At 62.6% G+C, this 21242-nt stretch carries 17 protein-coding genes; 14 read left to right on the top strand and 3 right to left on the bottom strand.

The window, feature by feature from the left end:
- The first annotated feature begins 74 nt into the window (after window positions 1-74).
- Genes ACMVPR_RS03600 through ACMVPR_RS03565 form a run of 8 tightly spaced genes read left to right on the top strand, consistent with a single transcriptional unit; the run spans window position 75 to window position 9509 of the window.
- Entirely contained in the window at window positions 75-1505 is a 1431-nt protein-coding gene (locus ACMVPR_RS03600) for an aldehyde dehydrogenase family protein (RefSeq protein ID WP_416881748.1), read from the top strand.
- Between the two features lie 13 nt (window positions 1506-1518).
- Window positions 1519-2721 (top strand): amino acid ABC transporter substrate-binding protein, encoded by a 1203-nt coding sequence (locus tag ACMVPR_RS03595; RefSeq protein WP_416881747.1) that lies wholly within the window; start codon window positions 1519-1521, stop codon window positions 2719-2721.
- A 54-nt stretch (window positions 2722-2775) separates the two neighbouring features.
- The gene (locus tag ACMVPR_RS03590; RefSeq protein WP_416881746.1) at window positions 2776-3642 is read left to right on the top strand and encodes a branched-chain amino acid ABC transporter permease; all 867 of its coding nucleotides are present in this window, start codon (window positions 2776-2778) and stop codon (window positions 3640-3642) included.
- Window positions 3639-4574 carry a branched-chain amino acid ABC transporter permease gene (locus ACMVPR_RS03585; protein ID WP_416881745.1) on the top strand — a complete coding sequence of 312 codons (936 nt, stop codon included), beginning with the start codon at window positions 3639-3641 and terminating at the stop codon, window positions 4572-4574. The genes ACMVPR_RS03590 and ACMVPR_RS03585 overlap by 4 nt, the downstream gene beginning before the upstream one ends.
- Window positions 4571-5308 (top strand): ABC transporter ATP-binding protein, encoded by a 738-nt coding sequence (locus tag ACMVPR_RS03580; RefSeq protein ID WP_416881744.1) that lies wholly within the window; start codon window positions 4571-4573, stop codon window positions 5306-5308. The genes ACMVPR_RS03585 and ACMVPR_RS03580 overlap by 4 nt, the downstream gene beginning before the upstream one ends.
- Complete coding sequence (locus tag ACMVPR_RS03575; protein WP_416881743.1) at window positions 5301-6455, top strand: ABC transporter ATP-binding protein; 1155 nt, start codon at window positions 5301-5303, stop codon at window positions 6453-6455. Before ACMVPR_RS03580 ends, ACMVPR_RS03575 begins: the two co-directional genes overlap by 8 nt.
- Window positions 6456-6459: 4 nt before the next feature.
- Window positions 6460-7935, top strand: a complete 1476-nt coding sequence (locus ACMVPR_RS03570; protein WP_416881742.1) for an aldehyde dehydrogenase family protein — start codon at window positions 6460-6462, stop codon at window positions 7933-7935.
- 23 nt (window positions 7936-7958) lie between these two features.
- On the top strand, window positions 7959-9509 hold the full coding sequence (locus tag ACMVPR_RS03565) for a flotillin family protein (RefSeq protein ID WP_416881741.1): 1551 nt from the start codon (window positions 7959-7961) through the stop codon (window positions 9507-9509).
- Between the two features lie 59 nt (window positions 9510-9568).
- Here ACMVPR_RS03565 and ACMVPR_RS03560 read toward each other — a convergent pair whose 3' ends face one another.
- Window positions 9569-10318 (bottom strand): sulfite exporter TauE/SafE family protein, encoded by a 750-nt coding sequence (locus ACMVPR_RS03560; protein WP_416881740.1) that lies wholly within the window; start codon window positions 10316-10318, stop codon window positions 9569-9571.
- Entirely contained in the window at window positions 10318-12012 is a 1695-nt protein-coding gene (locus ACMVPR_RS03555) for a thiamine pyrophosphate-requiring protein (protein ID WP_416881739.1), read from the bottom strand. The genes ACMVPR_RS03560 and ACMVPR_RS03555 overlap by 1 nt, the downstream gene beginning before the upstream one ends.
- A gap of 111 nt (window positions 12013-12123) precedes the next feature.
- Here ACMVPR_RS03555 and ACMVPR_RS03550 point away from each other — a divergent pair, with 111 nt between their 5' ends.
- The 6 genes from ACMVPR_RS03550 to ACMVPR_RS03525 all read left to right on the top strand — a co-directional run bounded on the left by ACMVPR_RS03550 (window position 12124) and on the right by ACMVPR_RS03525 (window position 19668).
- The gene (locus ACMVPR_RS03550) at window positions 12124-13074 is read left to right on the top strand and encodes a TAXI family TRAP transporter solute-binding subunit (protein ID WP_292265303.1); all 951 of its coding nucleotides are present in this window, start codon (window positions 12124-12126) and stop codon (window positions 13072-13074) included.
- A gap of 77 nt (window positions 13075-13151) precedes the next feature.
- The gene (locus tag ACMVPR_RS03545) at window positions 13152-15071 is read left to right on the top strand and encodes a TRAP transporter permease (RefSeq protein WP_416881738.1); all 1920 of its coding nucleotides are present in this window, start codon (window positions 13152-13154) and stop codon (window positions 15069-15071) included.
- A complete protein-coding gene (locus tag ACMVPR_RS03540) occupies window positions 15068-15841 on the top strand; it encodes an IclR family transcriptional regulator (protein ID WP_416881737.1) in 774 nt (257 codons plus the stop codon). The genes ACMVPR_RS03545 and ACMVPR_RS03540 overlap by 4 nt, the downstream gene beginning before the upstream one ends.
- Window positions 15842-15869: 28 nt before the next feature.
- A complete protein-coding gene (locus tag ACMVPR_RS03535) occupies window positions 15870-17315 on the top strand; it encodes an aldehyde dehydrogenase family protein (RefSeq protein ID WP_416881736.1) in 1446 nt (481 codons plus the stop codon).
- On the top strand, window positions 17312-18892 hold the full coding sequence (locus ACMVPR_RS03530) for an FAD-dependent monooxygenase (protein WP_416881735.1): 1581 nt from the start codon (window positions 17312-17314) through the stop codon (window positions 18890-18892). The genes ACMVPR_RS03535 and ACMVPR_RS03530 overlap by 4 nt, the downstream gene beginning before the upstream one ends.
- Window positions 18889-19668 (top strand): SDR family oxidoreductase, encoded by a 780-nt coding sequence (locus ACMVPR_RS03525; protein WP_416881734.1) that lies wholly within the window; start codon window positions 18889-18891, stop codon window positions 19666-19668. Before ACMVPR_RS03530 ends, ACMVPR_RS03525 begins: the two co-directional genes overlap by 4 nt.
- Here ACMVPR_RS03525 and ACMVPR_RS03520 read toward each other — a convergent pair.
- A complete protein-coding gene (locus tag ACMVPR_RS03520; protein ID WP_416881733.1) occupies window positions 19665-21179 on the bottom strand; it encodes a malonate--CoA ligase in 1515 nt (504 codons plus the stop codon). The two genes, ACMVPR_RS03525 and ACMVPR_RS03520, sit on opposite strands and share 4 nt — an antisense overlap.
- Between the last annotated feature and the right edge of the window lie 63 nt (window positions 21180-21242).

The following is a 21242-nucleotide window of genomic DNA, read 5'->3' as shown; positions in this document are numbered from 1 at the left end:
ACGATTTTAGAGATATGCCGTGGGGAGACGGCCCGTTCAGTGAGCCTGGGGAGGAGCACCTGTACGAAACCCGCTTGATAATTGCCGGGCGACACATCGCGCCTGATCCGGTGGTTGCGTTCGAACGACGCGACCCCGTTTCAGACGCTGTGGTCACCCGCGCCGCCGCCGGACGCGCGGCCGAAGCACGCGCGGCCGCCGTTGCTGCGGCCAGTGCCTTTGCCGATTGGGCAGCGACGCCTGTGCGCGACCGGATTGGTCTCTTGCAAACGGCCGCCGACGCGCTTGAGGCGCATGCGGACGAGGTGGTCGAGATTTCCTGCGCCGAAGTGGGATCGTCGCCGGATTGGGTGCGCTTCAACGTTGGGCTGGCCGCGGCGATGCTGCGCCAGACATCCGATCTGGCCGAGATCCTCGACAATACGGAAAGCCCTGTGGAGGGCCATTTCCTGCGGCGCAGACCGGCTGGTGTGGTCCTCGGTATCGCGCCGTGGAATGCGGCAGTCACATTGGCCACCCGTGCCGTGGCCGCGCCCTTGGCCTGCGGCAACACGGTTGTGCTAAAGGGCTCGGAACTTTGCCCCAAGACGCATGAATGGGTCGCGGAAACGATCTGCAATGCCGGGCTTCCGGATGGGGTCTTGAACTACATCACCAATGCGCCAGACCACGCCGAAGAAGTGGTGGATGCGTTGATCGCCCACCCGGCTGTGCGGCGTGTGAATTTCACCGGCTCAACCCGCGTCGGGCGCGAAATCGCGATGAGTGCGGCCAAGCACCTCAAGCCGTGCTTGCTGGAACTGTCCGGTAAGGGCACGGCGGTGGTTCTGGCAGATGCCGACATCGACCTTGCCGCTCGCGCCATCGCCCATGGCAGCTTCTTCAACCAAGGCCAGATCTGCATGTCGACAGAACGGGTGATCGCAGACACGTCGGTTGCGGACGCTCTGGTCGCACGCTTGGCGCAAGAGGCCGAGGCGCTGCGCTTTGAACCCGGTCAGGCCAGCCCCTTGGGTGCACTGATCAGCCCGGCGGCGGCGGTGCGGGTGCGGGCGATGATCGACGATGCGGTGTCCAAGGGCGCGGTTCTGGTCACCGGCGGCGAACTGTCAGGTGGCGGCTTGCAGCCTGCGGTGCTGGACCGGGTTGCACCGGGCATGATGCTTTACGACGAAGAGGCGTTCGGCCCCGTGACCGGTGTGATCCGTGTGGGGGATGCAGAAGAAGCGCTGGCCATCGCCAATGACACGGATTTCGGCCTAGTGGCATCGGTCTTCAGCCGCGACACGGCTGCGGCGCAGGACATGCTCTGCCAGATCGAAACCGGGATCGGCCATGTCAACGGCTCGACTGTCTATGACAACCCGCGCCTACCCTTCGGCGGCGTCAAAGCGTCAGGCTATGGCCGCTTTGGCGGGCGCGATGCGGTGACCGAATTCACCGAATGCCAATGGATCGCCATTCACGACCAGCCCTCGCCCGAGGGCAAAACCAACAACCAATAAGGGAGGACGACACATGAAACGCAGAAACCTATTCGGATTGGCCGCGGCCCTGACCGTTGCCACCGCATTGAGCGGCCCGCTTGCCGCACAAGAGACGCTCAAGATCGGCGCGGTTGGCCCCAAGACCGGCCCGCTGGCCGGTGGTGGTGCGGTCACGTTCTGGCCGAACGTGCAGCTTTGGGCACATGACGTGAACGAAGCCGGTGGCATCGACGTCGGCGGCACCAAGATGATGGTCGAGATCATCGAATACGATGACCAGACCAACCCGGGTGAGACCATCAAGGCAGTGCAGCGACTGGCAACGCAGGACGAGGCGGATTTCATCCTCGCACCTTATGGGACCGGCCTGAACATTGCGGCGGCCCCCATCTTTGAACGCTATGGCTATCCGATGGTCACGCACACAGCGATTTCCGACCAGATTGCAGACCTGTCCGGCAAATTCCCGAACATGTATTTCCTGCTGGGCGGCGCGACCGGCCTTGCGGGTGGCGTCGTTGACGTTTTGACCCAGATGCGCGACGCCGGAGAGATCGGCAACTCGGTCGCCATGGTCAACGTGGCGGACGCATTCGGCATCGAACTGGCCGAAGCAGCCCGTCCGCAATTCGAGGCTGCCGGGTTCGAGATTGTCTACGACTCCTCCTATCCGCTGGGCACACAGGATTTGTCCCCGGTCATCAATGGTGCACGGGATTCGAACCCCGATGCGTTTGTTGCCTGGTCCTACCCGCCTGACACGTTCGGCCTGACCGAACAGGCGCAGATCGCGGGTCTCGCGCCCAAGGCGTTCTACACAGCCGTGGCCACCGCATTCCCGTCCTACGGTGCACGGTTCGGTGCCGCCGCTGAGGGCGTGCTGGGTGCCGGTGGCGTATTTGCCGATGGCGACGCGTTCAAGGATTACGCCGCACGGCACGAGGCTGTGACCGGTGCTAAGCCGGACTTCTGGGCCTCGGCCCCGGCATACGCGTCGTTCCAGATCCTGCAACAGGCCATCGAAGGCGCTGGCACCACGGACAAGGCGGCTGTGGCGGAATACATCGCCAACAACGACTTCGACACGATCATCGGCCCGATCACATGGGACGAGAACAACTCGAACGCCGAGTACTGGACCGTGGGCCAGTGGCAGGGCGGCGTGTTCAAAGGCGTGGCCTCGACCGGTCGCGACGGCGCCGTTCCCGCAATGCCAAAGACTGGCTGGGAATAATCCCGCGTTGGCCCCGGCAGGTCCGGGGCCATCCACACCTAACCCGGAGACCACATGGATATTCTGATCACAGGGCTTTTGCTGGGCGGCACCTACGCGCTGATCGCGATGGGGCTGAACCTGCAATATGGCATGGCAAGGATCATGAACCTAGCCAATGGGGAATTCCTTGTGGCGGGTGGCTTTGCGGCCTTCTGGTTTTACACGGCGGCACAGGTCAGCCCGCTGTTGACGATCTTTATCGTGGCGCCCTTGGCCTTTGGGTTGAACTGGCTGATCTATGTCGTGATGCTCCGCCCACTGGTGAAACGCGCCAAGTCGCATGGTCAGCTTGAGGTCGACGCGATCCTGACCACCTTTGGCCTCGCCTTCGTATCGGTCGGCATCATGCTGGCGCTGTTTGGCGGTGACTATTTCTCGTATTCCTATCTCGCCCGGCCCATCACCCTGATCGGAGACACCTACGCGCTGAACCGCGTGACCGCAGCGGTGGCGGCGGTGATCATCTGCGGCGGGCTTTGGCTTTGGCTGAACCGCACCCGCGCAGGCATGTCGATCCGTGCCATCGCGGTTGATCCGAAAAGCGCGCGTCTGGTGGGTATCGACGTGCCTAAACTGTCCGCGCTGGCCTTTGCGCTTGGCGGTGCTGTCACGGCTGTGGGTGGCGCGCTCATTTCCACCTTCCTGACGCTCGATGCGTCGACCGGCGTGCTCTTCACGCTCAAGGCGCTTGTCATTGTGATCATGGGCGGCGTCGGTGACGTACGCGGCACCATCGTGGCGGCGCTGTTGCTGGGTATCCTGGAGACATTCGTGGCCACGTTGATCGACCCCGGTCTGACACTGGCCGCAGCCTATCTGCTCTTTGTCCTCATCCTGCTCTTCCGTCCGCAGGGCCTGTTCGGGAGGCGCACGACATGACCAAGCGCGACTGGCAATCCATAACGCTTTCGGCGGTTTTGCTGGCGGTTGCCGCCTGTCTGCCGCTGACCGGCGACGCGTATATGCTGTCCATCGGCATCACCATCGCGATGTATGCCGTTCTGGCGACAAGCTGGGCGCTCTTCTCTGGCCCGACTCATTACATCTCGCTCGCCACTGCAGCGTTCTTCGGGCTTGGCACCTACACCACCGCCATCGGGATCGAGAATGGGCTGAACTATTGGGTGACGCTGCCCATCGCCGCCGTCCTTGGCGCGGTGCTGGCAGTGCTGGTCGGCTTGGCGACTCTGCGCCTGTCCGGCGTCTATTTCGTGATCTTCACGCTGGGTCTGGCCGAACTGGTGCGGCAGGTGGTGACATGGGGGCAGAACGTGTCGGGCCAAAAAGGCCTCTACGTTCTGACCGACATCACTGAAGTGCGTATCTACTGGCAACTGCTGGTCCTGGCCGCGATTGTCTATCTGACCGGCTGGGCCATCGGACGGTCGCGCCTTGGCTTTGCCCTGCGCATCATCGGGGATGATGAAGAGGTGGCGCGCCATTCCGGCATCAACACGTCGCGGGCGAAGATCCTGCTGTTCATGGTGTCCGGAGCCACCGCAGCAGTGGTCGGGTCCATGCTGGCACCACGTTACATCTACATCGAACCGGCGCTGGCGTTTACCCCGATGCTGTCCTTCCTTGTGGTGATCATGGCGCTGCTCGGTGGCACAGGTCGGTTGTGGGGGCCGCTGGTCGGCGTGATCCCATTCACCCTGCTGTGGGAGGCGATTTCCGCCAGCTTCCCGAACCAGACGACGCTGCTTCTGGGCCTCAGCTTTCTGGTCATCGTCTACCTGCTGCCACGCGGGTTTGTCGGCCTGATCGAAAGCGGCAAGCGGAAATTGCGGGAACGGGAGGCGTTTGCATGACAACCGGAGCCACCGTTCTTTCCCTGCGCGGGGCCACCAAACGCTTTGGTGGGCTTGTCGCCGTCAACGACATGGATTTCGACGTGACCGAGCACGAGGTGCTGGGTCTGATCGGCCCCAACGGGTCGGGCAAATCCACTACGCTGAACCTAATCTCGGGCGCGTTGAAGCCGACCGAGGGCACGATTTCCCTGCGTGGGACGCCGATTTCGCACCTTTCCGCTGCGGATATTGCCCGCCGTGGCATTGCCCGGACATTCCAACTCGTGCGCCTGCTGCCGTCGATGACGGTTCTGGAAAACGTACGTGCGGGTGCCGTGTTCGGCCATCGCCGCCGCTGGGGGGCCGAGGCGGACGCGCATGCAATGCGGATGCTGGCGCTGGTAGGGCTGGACCGCAGGGCAAACGCCCATGTCGGCGAGCTGACCTATATCGACACCAAGCGTGTCGAACTGGCCCGCGTGCTGGCCTCGGAACCCAAGGTTTTGCTGCTCGACGAATGGCTGGCGGGGCTGAACCCGACCGAGCTTGAGGAAGGCATCGCGCTGATCAAACGGCTGCGCGACGAAGGACGCACGATCATTCTGGTCGAGCATGTGATGGACGCGATCCGGTCGCTGTGTGATCGCTGCGTGGTCATGTCCACCGGCACCAAGATCGCCGAAGGCACGCCCGAACAGGTGCTGTCCGACCCCGAAGTGATCCGCGCCTATCTGGGGGATGATGATGCTTGAGGTGCGTAACCTGTCCGTCAGCTACGGCAAGCACCGCGCCTTGGACGGCGCATCGCTGCGTGTCGGCAAGGGCGAGATCGTCGTCATACTGGGCGCCAACGGCGCCGGGAAATCGACGCTGCTCAAAGCGATCTGCGGGATTTGCGAAGGCCATGTCGCGGGGGATGTGACCCTCGAAAGCGTGCAATTGGTCGGGGAGAAACCGCACAAGATCGTCGAGGCCGGGATCGCACTGGTGCCCGAAGGACGTGGCGTGTTTGGCGATCTGACAGTCGAGGAAAACCTGACGCTTGGCGCCTATGCCGAACGGGCGCGGGATGACGAGGCGGGCAACCTGCAACGGGTGCTGTCGTTGTTCCCGAAGCTGGGTGAACGTCGCAAGCAGACCGTACGCACCATGTCGGGTGGCGAACAGCAGATGGTCGCCATCGGCCGCGCGATGATGTCGAACCCGTCGATCCTTGCGCTGGACGAGCCCTCACTTGGGCTGTCGCCGCTGCTTTGCAAGGACCTGTTCGAAAGCCTGCGCGTGGTGAAACAGGCGGGCCTGGGCATCCTGCTGGTCGAACAGAACGCCAAGCAAAGCCTGCGCATCGCGGATCGGGGATACCTCTTGGAGAACGGAAATATCGTGCACGAGGATGATGCAGAGCGGCTGGCAAATGACCCGGCGGTGCAGAAAGCCTATCTCGGCGGCAGCGGAACCGCGACCGGGGCCAAGCGCCCTGCCCCGGCTTCGATGCCAAAACCAGTCAGCCCGCGCCCTGCGGCGGGGCCAAAGCCAAGCGACATTGCCGCGGCAGCGATGAAATCGGTCGGCGCACCAACGCGACCTACTCCGGCAGCCAAACCCGCTGCACCTGCGCCGCAACCTAAATCGGTGGCCAACGTCGCGACCCCAGCCCCCAAGCCCAATGCGCCGAACATCGCAGATCTGGTGGCCAAGGCCAGCGCCAGTGCTTCGCGCCGCAACGGAGCCGCGCCGGCACCGCGTGCGCCCGTGCCACCGCCTGCGGCACCCCAAATCACACGACCAGCGCAGCCCTCCATCCCCGACTTCAAGTCCTCGTCGGACCGGTTGCGCGCCATGATCGAAGACATCGAAGCGGCGGCCCGCCGCGCTGAAACCTACAAGCCAAGGAGATAACGCCATGCTCAACTCGACCTCCTCTGCGCCCACCATCCGAGGCCTCTATATCGGAGGCAGCTGGGTGCCTGCCGCCCGCACGTTTGATGATCTGAACCCGTCGGACAATTCGCTCTTCGCCCGCATCCCCGATGGGAGCGCGGCTGACATGGACCGCGCGATTGCCGCCGCGCAATCCGCCTTCCCCGAATGGTCGGGGCGCAGCTTTCAGGACCGCGCCAAGATGCTGCTGCGCATCGCGGATGTCTGGGAAAGCCGAAAGGACGATTTCATCCACGCCGTGATGCACGAAGGCGGCGGCTGGTTCGGCAAAGGCGTATTCGAGGCGGGCTTCGTTGCCGAGATTTTCCGCACCTCTGCATCGCTTTGTTACCAGTCCACCGGCGAAGTCCTGCCCTCGGCTGATGGCAAGGTGTCGATGGCGACCCGCTGGCCTTTGGGCGTTGTCGGCGTGATCTCGCCTTGGAACATGCCAGGCATCCTGACCTCACGCGGCTATGCAGCCGCACTGGCTGCGGGCAATTGCGTTGTGCTGAAACCGTCCGAGGACACACCTTATGCGGGCGGGCTTTTCCATGCTGAAGTGCTTGAAGAAGCGGGCGTTCCGGCAGGGGTGTTCAACGTCATCACCTGTTCGCGCGAAAGCGTCGGCGAAGTGGGTGACGCGCTGATCGAGGACCACCGGGTCAAGGCCATATCATTCACCGGGTCTACAGCCGTGGGTCGCCACATCGCGGCCAAATGCGGTGCGCATCTCAAGAAGTGCTGCGTCGAACTGGGCGGCAAGGATTCGATGATCGTGCTGGAAGACGCCGATCTGGAAAAGGCCGCCGAGGCCGCCAATTTCGGCAGCTTCATGCACCAAGGCCAGGTTTGCATGTCGACGGAAAAGCTGCTGGTGCACGAAAGTGTCTATGAACCCTTCATGCAGAAATTTCTCGCCCGCGCGGCCAAGCTCAAGACCGGGCATGTGAACGACAAGACCAACGTGATCGGACCACTGGTGAACACCCGTCAGGCGCACCGTGTGAAAACGCTGATCGACGATGCCGTGGCGAAAGGCGCGCATCTCGCTTTGGGCGGGAACGCGTGGGAGAATTTTGTCGAACCCACCGTGCTGACCCATGTCGACCGGTCCATGGACATCTGGCACGATGAAACCTTCGGCCCCGTTGTCGTTGTTGCCCCGTTCCGCACCGAGGACGAGGCGATAGAGATGAACAACGACACCGAATACGGCCTGACCGCCGCGGTCTGGACCGCCAATGAAGGCCGCGCCCTGCGCATGGCCGGGCGGCTTGAGACCGGGATGGTCCACGTCAACGATCAGAACATCAACGACGAACCGCAGGTGCCGTTCGGCGGGGTCAAGGCGTCGGGCGTGGGCCGCTATGGCGGGCGTTGGTCGCTGGATGCGTTTACGGAACTACGGTGGATCACGCTCGAACGCGGTGGTCGCCATTACCCGCCGGTCTTTTGATCAGCGTTTAGGGAGGATTACACATGACAGCCCTTGGATGGATCATCCTGCTTCTGGTCATTGCCGCCGTCGTGGTCGTGCTGGCCGCGTGGTTTTATGAACGCGCCACCAATGAAATCAGCCTTGTGCGCACCGGGGTCGGAGGTCGGAAGGTTGTGATCGACGGAGGCACTCTGGCCATTCCCTTCTTTCACGAGATCAGCCGCGTCAACATGCAGACGATCCGAATGGAAGTGATCCGCGCGGGCGACAGCGCGCTGATCACCAAGGACCGGATGCGCATTGACGTGGGTGCGGAGTTCTACGCCTCGGTTCTGCCCGAAGAGGCTGCCATTGTGCGCGCTGCGCAGACGCTGGGCAAACGCACCTTCCAGCCAGATCAGCTCAAATCGCTGATCGACGGGATGATGGTGGACGCGTTGCGGTCGGTCGCGGCGCAGATGACGATGGACGAACTGCACGAGAACCGCTCGGACTTTGTGCGCCAAGTCCACGAAGCACTGGCTGACACGCTGGTGAAATACGGGCTGCAACTGGACAGCGTGTCCCTGACCGCGCTGGATCAGACACCGTTTTCTTCGCTGGATGAAAACAACGCCTTCAACGCTGTGGGCATGCGCAAACTGGCCGAGGTGATCGCCAAATCCAAGAAAGAACGCGCGGAAATTGAAGGCGAAACGGCTGTTGCCGTCCGTCGCGCTGAGGTGGAGGCAAACCAGCGTCGCCTGGAAATCGAGCTTGAAGAACGCCGTGCCGAGATCGCTCAGACGCAGGAGATCGAGACCCTGCTCGCCGCGCAACTGACTGAAGTGGCCCGTCGCAAGGCTGATGCGGAACGCGAGGCTGCGCAGGCCCGCATCCGTATGGAGCAGGAAATTCAGGCCACCTCGATCCAGCGTGAGTTGCAAATCCGCGAAGCCGAGATCGCGCAACTCCGGGCGCTGGAAATCGCAGAGCAGGAGAAGGTCATCCAGACTGCCGCCAAGAGCGAGGAGGAATCCAAGGCCCGTGCCGAGGCAACACTGGCACGTGCGCAACTGGTCAAGGCCGAGGAAGAAATCCAGACCCTGCGCGAAATGGCCGAAGCTGAAAGGCGCAAGGCGCTTGCCCTCATGGCGGCGCGTCAGGATGCCGAAGCAAATGCCGAACGCGCCCGGATCACCTCGGTCGCCGATCAGGAAGTCGCCAAGGCCAAGGGCGTGATCCGTCGCGAGGAAGCAGCGTCCATGAAGGTCTACAAGACCGCCGAGGCCGAAGCCGAAGCCGAGCGCATCAAGGCCGAGAACACCCGGTCGAAAGAGCTTATGTCGATGGAGCTGGAAAAGGCGCGGTTGGACGCGATGCCCAAGATCCTTGCCGAAATGGTGAAACCGGCCGAGAAAATCCGGGGCATCAACATCAACCACGTCACAGGTCTGGGCAAATCAGATGGTGGCGGCAGCCCATCGCCTGTCAGCCAGACCATCGACTCGATCCTCGACATGGCGGTGGCTCTGCCCGCAATGAAGAAGATCGGCGATCAGATCGGGGTCAATCTTGACGGGGTGATGCCCGAGGTCGACAAGAAAGCCTGAGACATCAGCGGTTTACGTAAGCACGCCACCCCACCCGGGGTGGCGTTTTGCATTGGGGGTCAAAGCCCCGCTTGCGCCGCGTCCCAGATCAGTTTGACCGCGATCACCGCCAAGAGCGACAGGATCAACCGGTCGAATGCCTGTTTCGACAGGAACCGCGCCGCCCATGATCCGATGGGAATGCCCAGAAACATCGGGATCAGCGCAAGAAACGCAAGCAGCAACCGGTCCAATGTCAGGATGCCAAGCGTCCAGAGCGCGGGCACCTGCGTGAGCGACATGGCCAGAAAGAAAATCGCAATCGTCGCGATGAACTCTTTGCGCGGCAGATTCAGCGCGTTGAGAAAGGTGATGGACACTGGCGCCGACAGCCCGCCCGCCCCCTGCATGACGCCGCCAATCAGACCGACATACGGTCCCATCTGCCGGCCGCGTTCGCGCGACAAATGCCAGTTGGGCCGCGACAGCCGCAAGCCGATATAGGCAAAGACCACCAAAGCCAACGACGCCATCAAAAGTGGCACCGGCAACGTGGCCAACAGCACCGAACCAACGGCCGCCCCAACTGCGCCCATCAGCGCGAAGGTCCAGGTCAAGCGGTGTTCTGTAATCTCGGAGCGGAAGGCCCAGCCTTGCCAGATATTGGTACAGAGGTTCAGCACCGAAAAGATCGCCACCGCTTTCGGGACATCGAACACGATGGCCAGCACCGGCACACCTATCACAGGCGCGCCTGCCCCGGTCGCCCCCTTGAGGAACCCGCCCAACAGGATGCCGACAAAGGCAAAGGCCAGCGATGCCGGGTCCATCAATGATCGTCCGACGCGGCGACCGATAGGTCTAGCAAGACCTGACGGCGCTCAGTGCGAATGATCTCGACCGCGCGGCGCAAGGCATCGGGCAGGTCTGCGCCCCGCTCGATGCGTTCAGCATGCGCGCGGCTGGCTTTGGCCACCTGCGTGAAGTCCGGCAATGGCTCAAGCGAGGTGAGCGGGATGCGGTTCTGCCGCACCGCCGCGCCATCGGGATAGCCTTTGACCACCGAACGCCGCACCGCGTTCCACATGGCGTTGTTCTTGATGATCGTCAGGATCGGCAGGCCCAGCGCCTCGGCGATCTGGTGGCAAGCGACAGGGTTGGCGAACATGTACGACCCGTCGCCCACGCAGGCGATCACCAGACGGTCCCGGTCCGCCAGTTGTGCGCCCAGAGCAGCAGGCATGGCCCAGCCCAAGCCGCCTGCATGCACATTGGAGAACACGCGGTTCGGACCTTTTAGGGTCATATGTGGCAGTAAGAGACCCAATTCCGAGAACGCGACAGCGCTCTCATCCATGATGTCCGAGATGCAGGCGCTCATCCATTCGGCGGTCATCGGGCCATCACCACCCGCATCCGGTTTTGGTTTCGCATCGCGGGTTGTTGCGACCTTGGCGTGCACATTTGCCCGTCGCGCAGACGCGGAAGCGTCAGGAGTGATCGCCAAGAGCGCCTCAAGCGCCATCGCCGGATCGGAGGTGATCGCCAGATCGGTCTGATACCCACGCACTGGCATCCGGCGGAAGAGCGGGTCCGGGCCGATGTGCACAACGCGGGTTGCCTGTCCGGGTGCGCTGACGGCCTCGATCCACGGCACACCGCTGTCCAGAACGATCACCAGATCGGCCTCTGCCGTGGCGGCCTTGGGATTATAGCCCAAAAGTACCGGATCGTCCGAAGCCAAGACGTTACGGATGCTGAACGGTTCGGCCACCGCCAATCCGAACGCCTCGGCACAGCGCGACAGAAGCGCCGACACCCTGCCCTGCGGATCGCCGCGCTGGCACAGGACCACCGGAGACTGAGCCTCGGCAATCCACGCCGCCAATGTCGCTATCGCATCCGTATCCGGCAAAGCGGGAGTTGCGGTGGCGGGCAGCGGCGCTGGCGCGAAGCCTTCCGGCAACGCCTCGGTCAACGGCTCTTTCGGCAGGCTCATATAGACCGGCCCCTCGGGCGCGCTGGTCATCAGGGACGCCGCCCGTTTGGTCACGCTGTCCGCCTGTTCAGGATAGCGCAATTCGTAGTCGAACTTGACCACATCGCGCACCAGACTGGTCTGGTCGTACATTTCCTGACCGTACTGGATCGGCGTCATCCGCCCGCCTTTGCGCCCCGATTCCGTCAAGGGCGTGCGCCCGGACAGCACAAACACCGGAACATTGTCAGATGCGGCGTTGATCACACCCATCACGGCATTCGCCAACCCGACATTCACATGCACCATCACCGCCTGTGGCCGCCCGGTGACCAGCCAATGCCCATGTGCCATCGCCATACCCGCCGTTTCGTGCGGGACCGTCACCGGAGTTGGCACATCGCTTTCAGAAAGACGCGCAAGCCCTTCGATTATCGGCGGAAAATCCGTTCCTGCATTGGCAAACAGATAGTCTATTCTGCACGCCTTCAGGGCCGTCAGAAGGGCCTCACCTCCGGTTTTTGGCCGGGCCTGATCTTCAAACATACATCCTCCCTGAATCTCAGGCTTGATATTCCGCTGCCCCTTCGTAAAGTCAACTTATTCTCAATAATTGGGATTCTAACCCAAACGAGAACCACATTTGGGAGGACAACCATGAAGACGCTACTCACCGCGGCGGCGGTATTCCTAGGCGCGACCCTTGCCACATCGGCCAGCGCGCAGAATGTCGGCATCGCCACATCGAACCCCGGATCGCTGTTTCACAACATCGGCACAGCCGTGGCGAATGCCGCCAACGCCGCCGGGCTGAACACCACGATCCAGCCCGCGACCAGCCCCAACCAGTTCATTCCGTTCATTGATCAGGGCGGCATCGAATTTGGCGTGGCGAACCTGCAAGAGGTTGATTACGCCCTCACCGGTGACGCCTGGTGGGACGGGCGCGCCCACCCCAACCTGCGTGTCGTCGCGCATCTAATGCCACTGGTCGAAGCGATCTTTGTCCGTGCGGACAGCGACATCATGAAGGTGTCCGACCTCAAGGGTCAGCCGATGACCGATGGTTACACCGCGCAGAACACCATCCTGCCGCAGCTTTCGGCCTTCTACGCCACCGCAGGCATGACCCGCGACGACGTGGAGAAAGTCTCGGTCGCGAGCGTGGTCGCCGGGGCCGATGCCTTTATGGCCGGTGACACCGTTGGGTTCATTTTTGCCCACGGTGCCGGCAAGGTCCGCGAGGCGGATGCCGCCGTGGGCGGTCTGCGTGCGCTTGGGGTCGAGGATGACAGCGATGCCGCCTTGGCTGCGGCGCGCGAACATTGGCCGACCGCGTTCTTCACCACGTTGCCCGCGGGATCCATGCCCGGCGTTCTGGAGGACACGGTCTATATCGCCTTCCCGCAGGTGATCTTCACCCATGCAGGTGCGTCCGATGATGTGGTCTATGCCATGACCAAGGCGATCTACGAAAACGCCCAAGTGATGGTCGACACGTTCCCGCCGTTCCGCGCATTCAAACCGGCAGACATGCGCGGCACGCCCGGAGCAGCGCCCTACCATCCCGGAGCCGAGCGCTTTTTCGCAGAAGTCGGACTGAACTGAGGGATGTCGGCGCGCGCCCGCTTGTGGCGCGCGCTGACACTGCCCATGCCTGCATGATTTAGGACACCATCATCGCCATGCCCGCCCTGCCCGCGCGCCTTGCCAAGCCATTGGCCGACGTTTTTGCCGCCTGCCTTGTTCTGCTGGCGGTCGGCTGGGCATTGTCTGTGCAGCGCAAGCTGGGGCTGGACCTTTACCCACAACAATTCTTCGCGGGCGTGCTGTTCTTCGCCCTGCCACTCGCCTTTCTGACCCTTCCCGCGCGGCGCGGGACCGACCGCGAGGATGTGCCGCTTTACGACCTCGTGCTTGCGAGTCTTTCAATGGCCGCGCTGGGTTATGTTGCAGTGGCGTATCCCGATCTAGTGTTGATGATCTTTGCCCGACCACCCGAGCTTTGGATCACCAGCGTGATCATCATTGTTCTGTTGCTCGAAACATTGCGGCGGGCAACAGGTTGGGCGCTTTTGCTGATCATTTCGGCGTTCCTGCTTTACGCGCTGTTCGGAGACCTGATCCCCGGTCGGCTTCAGGGGCGGCCTCAGAACTGGCAACTGCTGGCGGGCTATCTGGCCGTCGATTCCAATGGCGTGCTGGGGTTGCCGATGTCGGTGGCGGCCACTGTCGTGATCGCGTTCATTCTGTTCGGCGTTCTTTTGGGCATCACGGGCGGATCGCAGTTCTTCACTGATGCCGCGATGATCGGAATGGGCCGGTTCCGCGGTGGATCGATGAAGATCTCGGTTCTGGCCTCTGAACTCTTCGGGTCGATCTCGGGTTCAGCCGTGGCCAACGTCGTCGGGACAGGCGTGGTCACCATTCCGATGATCAAACGCGATGGCTATCCGGCGCACAAGGCGGGCGCGATTGAAGCGGTTGCGTCGACCGGCGGGCAACTGATGCCGCCCGTCATGGGCGCGTCGGCGTTTCTCATGGCCGAGTTTCTGGCCATTCCCTACAGCCAGATCGTGATGGCAGCGCTCTTGCCCGCGATCCTGTATTACGTGGCTCTGTTCATTCAGGCGGATCTTGAAGCGGCAAAGCTTGGTATCAAGCGCGTGCCGGAATCCGAGATCCCCGCCAAAAGCACTGTGCTTGTTGGTCTGCACTTTGCCACCGCCTTTGCCGTGTTGATCTACCTGCTGTTCTGGCTGCGCTACCAGCCGGAGCGCGCAGCCCTCTGGTCAGCGCTGGCACTTTGCGGTACCGCGCTTGTCTTTGGCTATCGCGGTGTCCGTCCGACCATCCGCGCGTTGTTCGGCAGCTTTGCCCGCACCGGGCATGGGGTTGTCGAAATCCTGCTGATCTCGGCCGCGTCCGGCATGGTGATCGGCGTGCTCAACATCACCGGACTCAGCTTCAACCTGACCTATGCGCTGGTGCAGGTGGGGGGCGGCAGCGCGGCTCTGCTCTTAGCGCTGTCGGCCATTGTCTGCATCATCCTTGGCATGGGCCTGCCCACCTTGGGCGTCTACGTGCTGCTTGCCGCCCTTGTGGCCCCTGCGCTCATCGAAGTGGGGATCGAACCCATCGCAGCGCATCTTTACGTGCTTTATTTCGGCATGATGTCGATGATCACGCCCCCCATCGCCATGGCCGCTTTTGCCGCCGCCGCGATTGCCAAGGCCCCAGCCATGGCCACAGGCTGGGCCGCGATGCGGTTTGGCTGGGCCGCGTACGTGATCCCGGTGCTGTTCGTGTTCAGCCCGTCGCTGATCCTGATCGGAGAACCCACCGAAATCATCTTTGCTGCGATCACTGCAAGCCTTGGCGTCTGGCTGGTCTCGGCGGCGCTTGCGGGCTATTTCGTCGACCGGTTGTCGCTGACAAAACGTGGCTTGTTTATCGTTGCGGGTTTGATGGCCCTTGTCCCAGCGGGCGCGTTTGATGGAGCGATCGTGACCGATGCCATCGGCGTCGCAATGGGGATTGCGCTGATCGTGTCTGAAATGATCCGCAGCCGGACCGCAGCCGCAACACAGGAGACCGCGCCATGACCTCGGTGTCGGGATCAGGAGAACGGTTGCTGGCAATCCTTGGATTGTTTTCCGAGGATCATTCCGAATGGACACCCGAGGACATGATGCAGGCCTTGGGGTTTTCGCGCCCGACGCTGTACCGCTACCTCAAGACCCTCAAGGATGCGGGCTACCTCGTGTCGCTGCCCCAATCAGGCTACACGCTTGGTCCGCGCGTGACCGAGCTTGATTTCCTCATGCGCCGCTCCGATCCCCTGATCGCAGCCTCGGACCCGCATCTCAAGGCGCTGGCCGAGGCGTTCGTCGGATCCGCGTTTGTCCTGCGCTTCTACGGGCAGAAGATGCTCTGCGTGGCCTCCGAAGTATCGGCACCGGAACCGCGCTCCTCTTATCCGCGTGGTCGTCCGATGCCGATTGGCAAAGGTGCCGTGAGCCGGGCCATCGTCGCCTTCCTGCCGCCGAAAGAGCGCGCGGCGCTGGTCAGCGACTATCTCGACGCCTTTGTCACTTCGGGCATCGGGACCACCAAAGATGCCGTGCTGACCGAGTTGAAACACATCCGCCGTGACCGGGTCGCCACCGCCCATGGCGAAGTGACGCCGGGCCTTGTCGGGGTCGCGGCCCCGATCCTTGCGGGCGACGGCACACCCATCGGCGCGCTGTGCCTGTCGACCGAAGAAGCCAACCTGACCAAAGACCAGCTTGCCGCGCTGCGCGACAGCATCCGTGACCGCGCCGAGTTGATCTCGGACGCGCTCGCCCAGCCAGCCACCCGCGCAAGCGCCTGAACAATGACTGACCCGGAGAAAGACCCCCATGACCCATGATCCCGCACGGCATTACATCGGTGGCGAATGGATCAGCGATGGTCCACTGGACCACAGTCTCAACCCGGCCACGTTGGCCTCATTGGGCCAGTATCATCGCGGCAGCGCCGATCTGGCCAATGCCGCTGCGGCGTCGGCACGGACTGCGTTCTTCGGCACCGATTGGGCCTCTGCCCCGCGCCTGCGTGCCCAGGCGATGCTGGAAATCGCAAACCGCCTTGAAGCGGCGAAGGACGAGATCGCCGATCTGGTGGTGGCCGAAAACGGCAAAATCCACGCCGAAGCCTTGGGCGAAACCATGGCCGCCATTTCCGAGACCCGGTACTACGCAGGTCTCGCGCGCGACATCCGCGGCTCCATGCAGGAAATTACACCGGGCAGCCTGTCGCTGTTCCATCGGGAAGCGGCAGGTGTGGCAGGCATCATCGTGCCCTGGAATGCGCCTGTGACCTTGCTCATGCGGTCGCTTGCTCCCGCATTGGCGGCAGGCTGTACGGCGGTCATCAAACCCGCGCACCAAACGCCGCTGGTGCATGCGCGGATCATGCAGGCCATCGCAGAGGCGCCCTCCCTGCCCAAAGGTGTGGTCAACTCCATCAACGAAAACGGCATCGAAGTGGGCCGCGCCATGACCGCGTCTCCCGATATCGACGTCATCAGCTTTACCGGCAGCAGCCGCACCGGGCAGGCGATCATGGCCGCCGCCGCTCCGACGCTGAAGCGCGTGGGGCTGGAATTGGGCGGCAAGGCGCCTGCGGTGATCTTCGCCGATGCCGATCTGGACCGCGCCGTGCATGAACTGACCCACGGGGCGCTGGCAATGGCGGGGCAAATCTGCGTCGCCGCGGCTAGGTTCCTTGTCCACGAGTCACTCGCCAAAGAGTTCGAGAGCTGCATCATCGCCGCCTTCCAGGCTGTCCGCGTCGGCCCCGGAGACAAGCCAGACAGCCAGATGGGATCGCTGATCGACCTCGACAATCGGGCGCGGATCGAACGGCTGATCGAACAGGCCGGCGACGAGGGCGAGATCGTTCTCAAAGGTGCGCCGCTGTCGGACTCAGCCTTCCTGACACCGACGTTGTTCCGCATCGACAACATCGCATCGTCCCTGGTGCAGGAAGAGCTGTTTGGCCCCATCGTGTCGATCGAGACCTTTGCTGACGAACAAGAAGCCGTCGCAAAGGCCAACGCCACCGCTTACGGCCTTGCCGCGTCGGTCTTTACTGCCGACCACCATCGCGCCTTGCGCATGGCGCGGGCGATCCGGGCCGGGACGGTCTGGATCAATTCGCATCTCAGGCTCTTCGCCGAAGCAGAAACCGGCGGCTATGGCAAATCCGGCCTTGGGCGCTTGCATGGGCCAGAGGGGCTTTATGACTTCCTCGAAACCAAACACATCTATTCCGAACCCGGACGTGTGGGAGGGATCGCATGAGCGGCCCCTACGATGTGGTGATCAATGGTGGTGGCCCCGTCGGGCTGGGCCTTGCCATCGAACTGGGTCAACGCGGCATCCGGGTTTGCGTCGTGGAACGCTACCCGGAACCGCAACCAATCCCCAAAGGCCAGAACCTGACGCAGCGCACCTCCGAGCATTTCCGCGCATGGGGTTGCGAGGCCGAGTTGCACAGCGCCCATCCGATCCCAAAAGGCGGCGGCATTGGCGGGATGACCGCCTATGGCACGCTTCTGTCGGACTACACCTATGACTGGCTGAACCGGTCGAACGTCAAAGACTATTACTTTGCGCCCAACGCGCGGCTGCCTCAATACGCCACCGAACGGGTGCTACGCGCGCGGGTGGCCGAGATACCCGAGATCACGGTGCTTTACGGTTGGTCCGGCGAGGCTTTGGAGATGACCGATGAGGGTGTTCGCCTGACCATCGCAGAGCGCAATGGCGACGGGCGGCAGGTGATCGACGCGTCGTACATCGTCGGCTGCGATGGCAGCAGGTCATTTGTCCGCGAACACGCCGGGATCAGCGAGACCTTGTCTGACCACAACCGCTTGATGGCGCTTCTGGTGTTCCGGTCGGAAGAGCTGCACGAACTGCTGACGCGCTATCCGGGCAAGGCGTTCTACAACGTTCTGCACCCCGACTACGAAGGCTACTGGCTGTTCTTCGGGCGGGTCGATCACGGGCTGTCGTGGTTCTTCCACGCCCCCGTCCCCATCGGCACGACCACCGACAATTTCGATTTCCGAGGGCTGCTGCGCAAAGCCGTGGGTCAGGAGTTCGCGCTTGATCTGGACTATATCGGGTTCTGGGACCTGCGTGTGTCTTTGGCCGACAGCTATCGCGCGGGCCGCGCGTTCATCGCGGGGGATGCGGCGCACAGCCACCCGCCCTATGGTGGTTACGGGATCAACACCGGGTTCGAGGACGCCCGCAATCTGGGCTGGAAACTGGCCGCAACGATCAAGGGTTGGGGCACGGACGCGCTGCTTGACAGCTACAGTGCGGAGCGGCAGCCGGTCTTTGCCTCGACCGCACGGGATTTCATCGAGAACTTTATCCACGAAGACAGGGAATTCCTCAACAATCACAGCCCGGACCAAGGCAAAGATGCCTTCGAGACAGCGTGGAAAGCCCGTGCCGAAGGTGCCTCCGGGGTCGAGGATTTCGAACCGAACTACGAAGGCTCGCCCATCGTGTCGGGTAGCGGTGGCACGCCCAGCGCGAAAGGATCGCACAGCTTTGTCGCCCGCGCCGGGCATCACCTGCCCCCTGCCGGACCAGAAGGCCGCGACGTGGCGGATGTGCTTGGCCCGGATTTCACGCTGCTTTGTGCAGATCCGAGCACGGCAGCCGCGTTTGTGGACGCAGCCGAGGCACTGAACATTCCCCTGACCGCACCGGCCTGCCTTGCGGCATGGTTCACCCCTTGGGACAGGCGTGTCGTCTTGGTTCGCCCTGACGGGTTTGTTGCATGGTCCGGAGATACCTGCACCCCCGACGCAGCCAAAGCCATCCTGTCCACCGCCATCGGCACAGGTGCCGCCACGTGACCCGGCAACGGCATATCGTCCTCACCGGTGGTGCATCTGGCATCGGTGCCGCCGCCTTGGCGTTGTTCAAGGCGGATGGCGACCGGGTGACCGTCATTGATCGCAACGACCCCGGCCCCTCAGCCGACCGCTGGATCAATGCCGATCTGTCGGATCTGGCATCCATAGCGGCACTCGAGTCTCTGTCGCGCATTGACGTTCTGGTCAACGCTGCCGGGTTACCGCCACGACCGGGACTGGAATGGACGATCCTGCGGGTCAACACCCAAGCCCTGATCGCGCTAACCGAACACCTCTTGCCACATCTCACCCCGGGTGGTGCCATCGTCAACATGGCCTCCAAAGCGGGCGGCAAATGGCGCGAGAACCTGGCGCAGGTGCAGCGGTTTCTGGCGCTCGATGCGTCGCACGATCTGGACGCGTTCCTGAAGGAAGAAGCCATCGACCCGGTGCGCGCCTATGATCTCTCGAAGGAAGCGGTGATCGCTTGGGGCCTGTCCAATATCGAGCGGTTTCGCGACCTTGGCTTGCGGATCAACTCGGTCAGTCCCGCAGCGGTGGACACGCCGATCCTTGAGGACTTCATGACTGCCTTTGGTGCCCGCGCAACCCGCAGCGTCGATCTGACCGGGCGCGCCGGCCGCCCGGACGAAATCGCCCAAGTGATCCGCTTTCTCGCATCCCCCGAGGCGTCCTGGGTCACCGGGTGCAATATCGAATGCGATGGCGGTCTGACGGCACAGCTTGAATATACCGCACTGACTGCAGCGCTTTAGTTTGTGAACACACCTGCGTACTTATCACGCAACTGGTTTTTCTGCACCTTACCCATCGTATTGCGGGGCAAGGCGTCAATCACCTTGATCACACGCGGTCGCTTGAACCCGGCAAGGCTTTCGCGGACGGCGGCATTGATCGCATCAAGGTCGACTGTGGCACCCGCCTCCGGCACAAGAACAGCCACGACGCTCTCCCCAAAATCGGGATGCGGCGCGCCGATGACAGCGGACTCCTTCACGCCGGGCTGCGTGTCCAGCAACAGCTCGATTTCCTTGGGGTAGATGTTGTACCCGCCCGATATGATCAGGTCCTTGCCGCGCCCGACGATCTGCACATAGCCGTCGGCGTCGATCAGGGCCAAGTCGCCGGTGATGAAGAACCCGTCCTCGCGCAGTTCCTCGCGGGTCTTTTCGGGCATGTTCCAATAGCCTTTGAAGACGTTCGGCCCACGCACTTCGAGCACACCAATCTCGCCTTGCGGCAGGGTGGCACCCGTTTCGGGATGGCAGATTTTCACCTCAACACCCGGCAAAGCAAACCCGACAGTCCCCGCGCGGCGTTCTCCCTTATAGGGGTTTGACGTGTTCATGTTGGTTTCCGTCATCCCGTAGCGTTCAAGGATGCGGTGCCCGGTGCGCTGTTCGAACTGGATATGGGTCTCCGCCAGCAGCGGCGCGGAGCCGGAAATGAAAAGGCGCATGTGACGCGCGATGTCTGCGGTGAAGCGGGCATCGTCCAGCAAGCGGGTGTAGAAGGTCGGCACACCCATCATCGTCGTGGCCTTTGGCATCAGGCGCAGCACCGTGTCGAGATCGAATTTCGGCAGAAAGATCATCGATCCACCCGCCAGCAACAGCGTGTTGGTCGCAACGAACAGCCCGTGGGTGTGAAAGATCGGTAGCGCATGCAACAGGACATCACGGTCGGTGAACTGCCACGCGTCCACCAGCGCTTCGGCATTCGACAGAAGGTTCGCTTGCGTCAGCATCGCCCCTTTGGAGCGGCCCGTGGTGCCGGAGGTGTAGAGCAGTGCGGCCAGATCTTCGGCCTTTCGCTCGGCAATATCTGAGTGTGACGGCTGCGCACGCGCAAGGTCCATGAAGCTGCCATCACCTTTGGCCCCAAGACTGTGCAAGATCGCTCCGGTAACCTTGGCGATGTCGGTGACAGCGTCCACCTCGGAAGGATCGCAGAGGAAAAGCGTCGCACCGCTGTCTTCGACGAAATAGGACAGTTCGGTTGACGTGTAGGCGGTGTTGAGCGGCAGAAACACCGCACCGGATTTCACGCAAGCGGCATAGAGAGCGAGCGCTTCTGGTGATTTCTCGATATGCACCGCCACCCTGTCGCCTGGGACCACGCCCAAAGCACCGAGCGCGTTGGCCATCTGGCTGACCAGTTCAAGAAAATCCGCATGCGTGACGGTGCTGCCATCGGCAAGGTGCAGGAACGGGGTTGCGTTGCCGTCATGCGGTGCAAAAAGCGCGTCATAGAGCGGATTGGCCACGGAACGGTTCCTCCTTTGATCAACACGGAACCCGGCAGAAAAACGCGCCCGGCGGTTCGCCAG

Source organism: Marivita sp. (assembly GCF_048006345.1).
In the GTDB taxonomy this organism is placed as follows: Bacteria; Pseudomonadota; Alphaproteobacteria; order Rhodobacterales; family Rhodobacteraceae; genus Marivita.
The sequence above is the reverse complement of the archived record's forward strand: the minus strand, read 5'-3'. Positions and strand labels throughout refer to the sequence as shown.

What these genes read in the sequence shown, in the direction of transcription:
- ACMVPR_RS03595 (WP_416881747.1), top strand. Translation starts at nt 1,519, where the DNA reads ATGAAACGCAGAAACCTATTCGGATTGGCCGCGGCCCTGACCGTTGCC.
- ACMVPR_RS03590 (WP_416881746.1), top strand. Translation starts at nt 2,776, where the DNA reads ATGGATATTCTGATCACAGGGCTTTTGCTGGGCGGCACCTACGCGCTG.
- ACMVPR_RS03585 (WP_416881745.1), top strand. Translation starts at nt 3,639, where the DNA reads ATGACCAAGCGCGACTGGCAATCCATAACGCTTTCGGCGGTTTTGCTG.
- ACMVPR_RS03580 (WP_416881744.1), top strand. Translation starts at nt 4,571, where the DNA reads ATGACAACCGGAGCCACCGTTCTTTCCCTGCGCGGGGCCACCAAACGC.
- ACMVPR_RS03575 (WP_416881743.1), top strand. Translation starts at nt 5,301, where the DNA reads ATGCTTGAGGTGCGTAACCTGTCCGTCAGCTACGGCAAGCACCGCGCC.
- ACMVPR_RS03570 (WP_416881742.1), top strand. Translation starts at nt 6,460, where the DNA reads ATGCTCAACTCGACCTCCTCTGCGCCCACCATCCGAGGCCTCTATATC.
- ACMVPR_RS03565 (WP_416881741.1), top strand. Translation starts at nt 7,959, where the DNA reads ATGACAGCCCTTGGATGGATCATCCTGCTTCTGGTCATTGCCGCCGTC.
- ACMVPR_RS03560 (WP_416881740.1), bottom strand. Translation starts at nt 10,318, where the DNA reads ATGGACCCGGCATCGCTGGCCTTTGCCTTTGTCGGCATCCTGTTGGGC.
- ACMVPR_RS03555 (WP_416881739.1), bottom strand. Translation starts at nt 12,012, where the DNA reads ATGTTTGAAGATCAGGCCCGGCCAAAAACCGGAGGTGAGGCCCTTCTG.
- ACMVPR_RS03550 (WP_292265303.1), top strand. Translation starts at nt 12,124, where the DNA reads ATGAAGACGCTACTCACCGCGGCGGCGGTATTCCTAGGCGCGACCCTT.
- ACMVPR_RS03545 (WP_416881738.1), top strand. Translation starts at nt 13,152, where the DNA reads ATGCCCGCCCTGCCCGCGCGCCTTGCCAAGCCATTGGCCGACGTTTTT.
- ACMVPR_RS03540 (WP_416881737.1), top strand. Translation starts at nt 15,068, where the DNA reads ATGACCTCGGTGTCGGGATCAGGAGAACGGTTGCTGGCAATCCTTGGA.
- ACMVPR_RS03535 (WP_416881736.1), top strand. Translation starts at nt 15,870, where the DNA reads ATGACCCATGATCCCGCACGGCATTACATCGGTGGCGAATGGATCAGC.
- ACMVPR_RS03530 (WP_416881735.1), top strand. Translation starts at nt 17,312, where the DNA reads ATGAGCGGCCCCTACGATGTGGTGATCAATGGTGGTGGCCCCGTCGGG.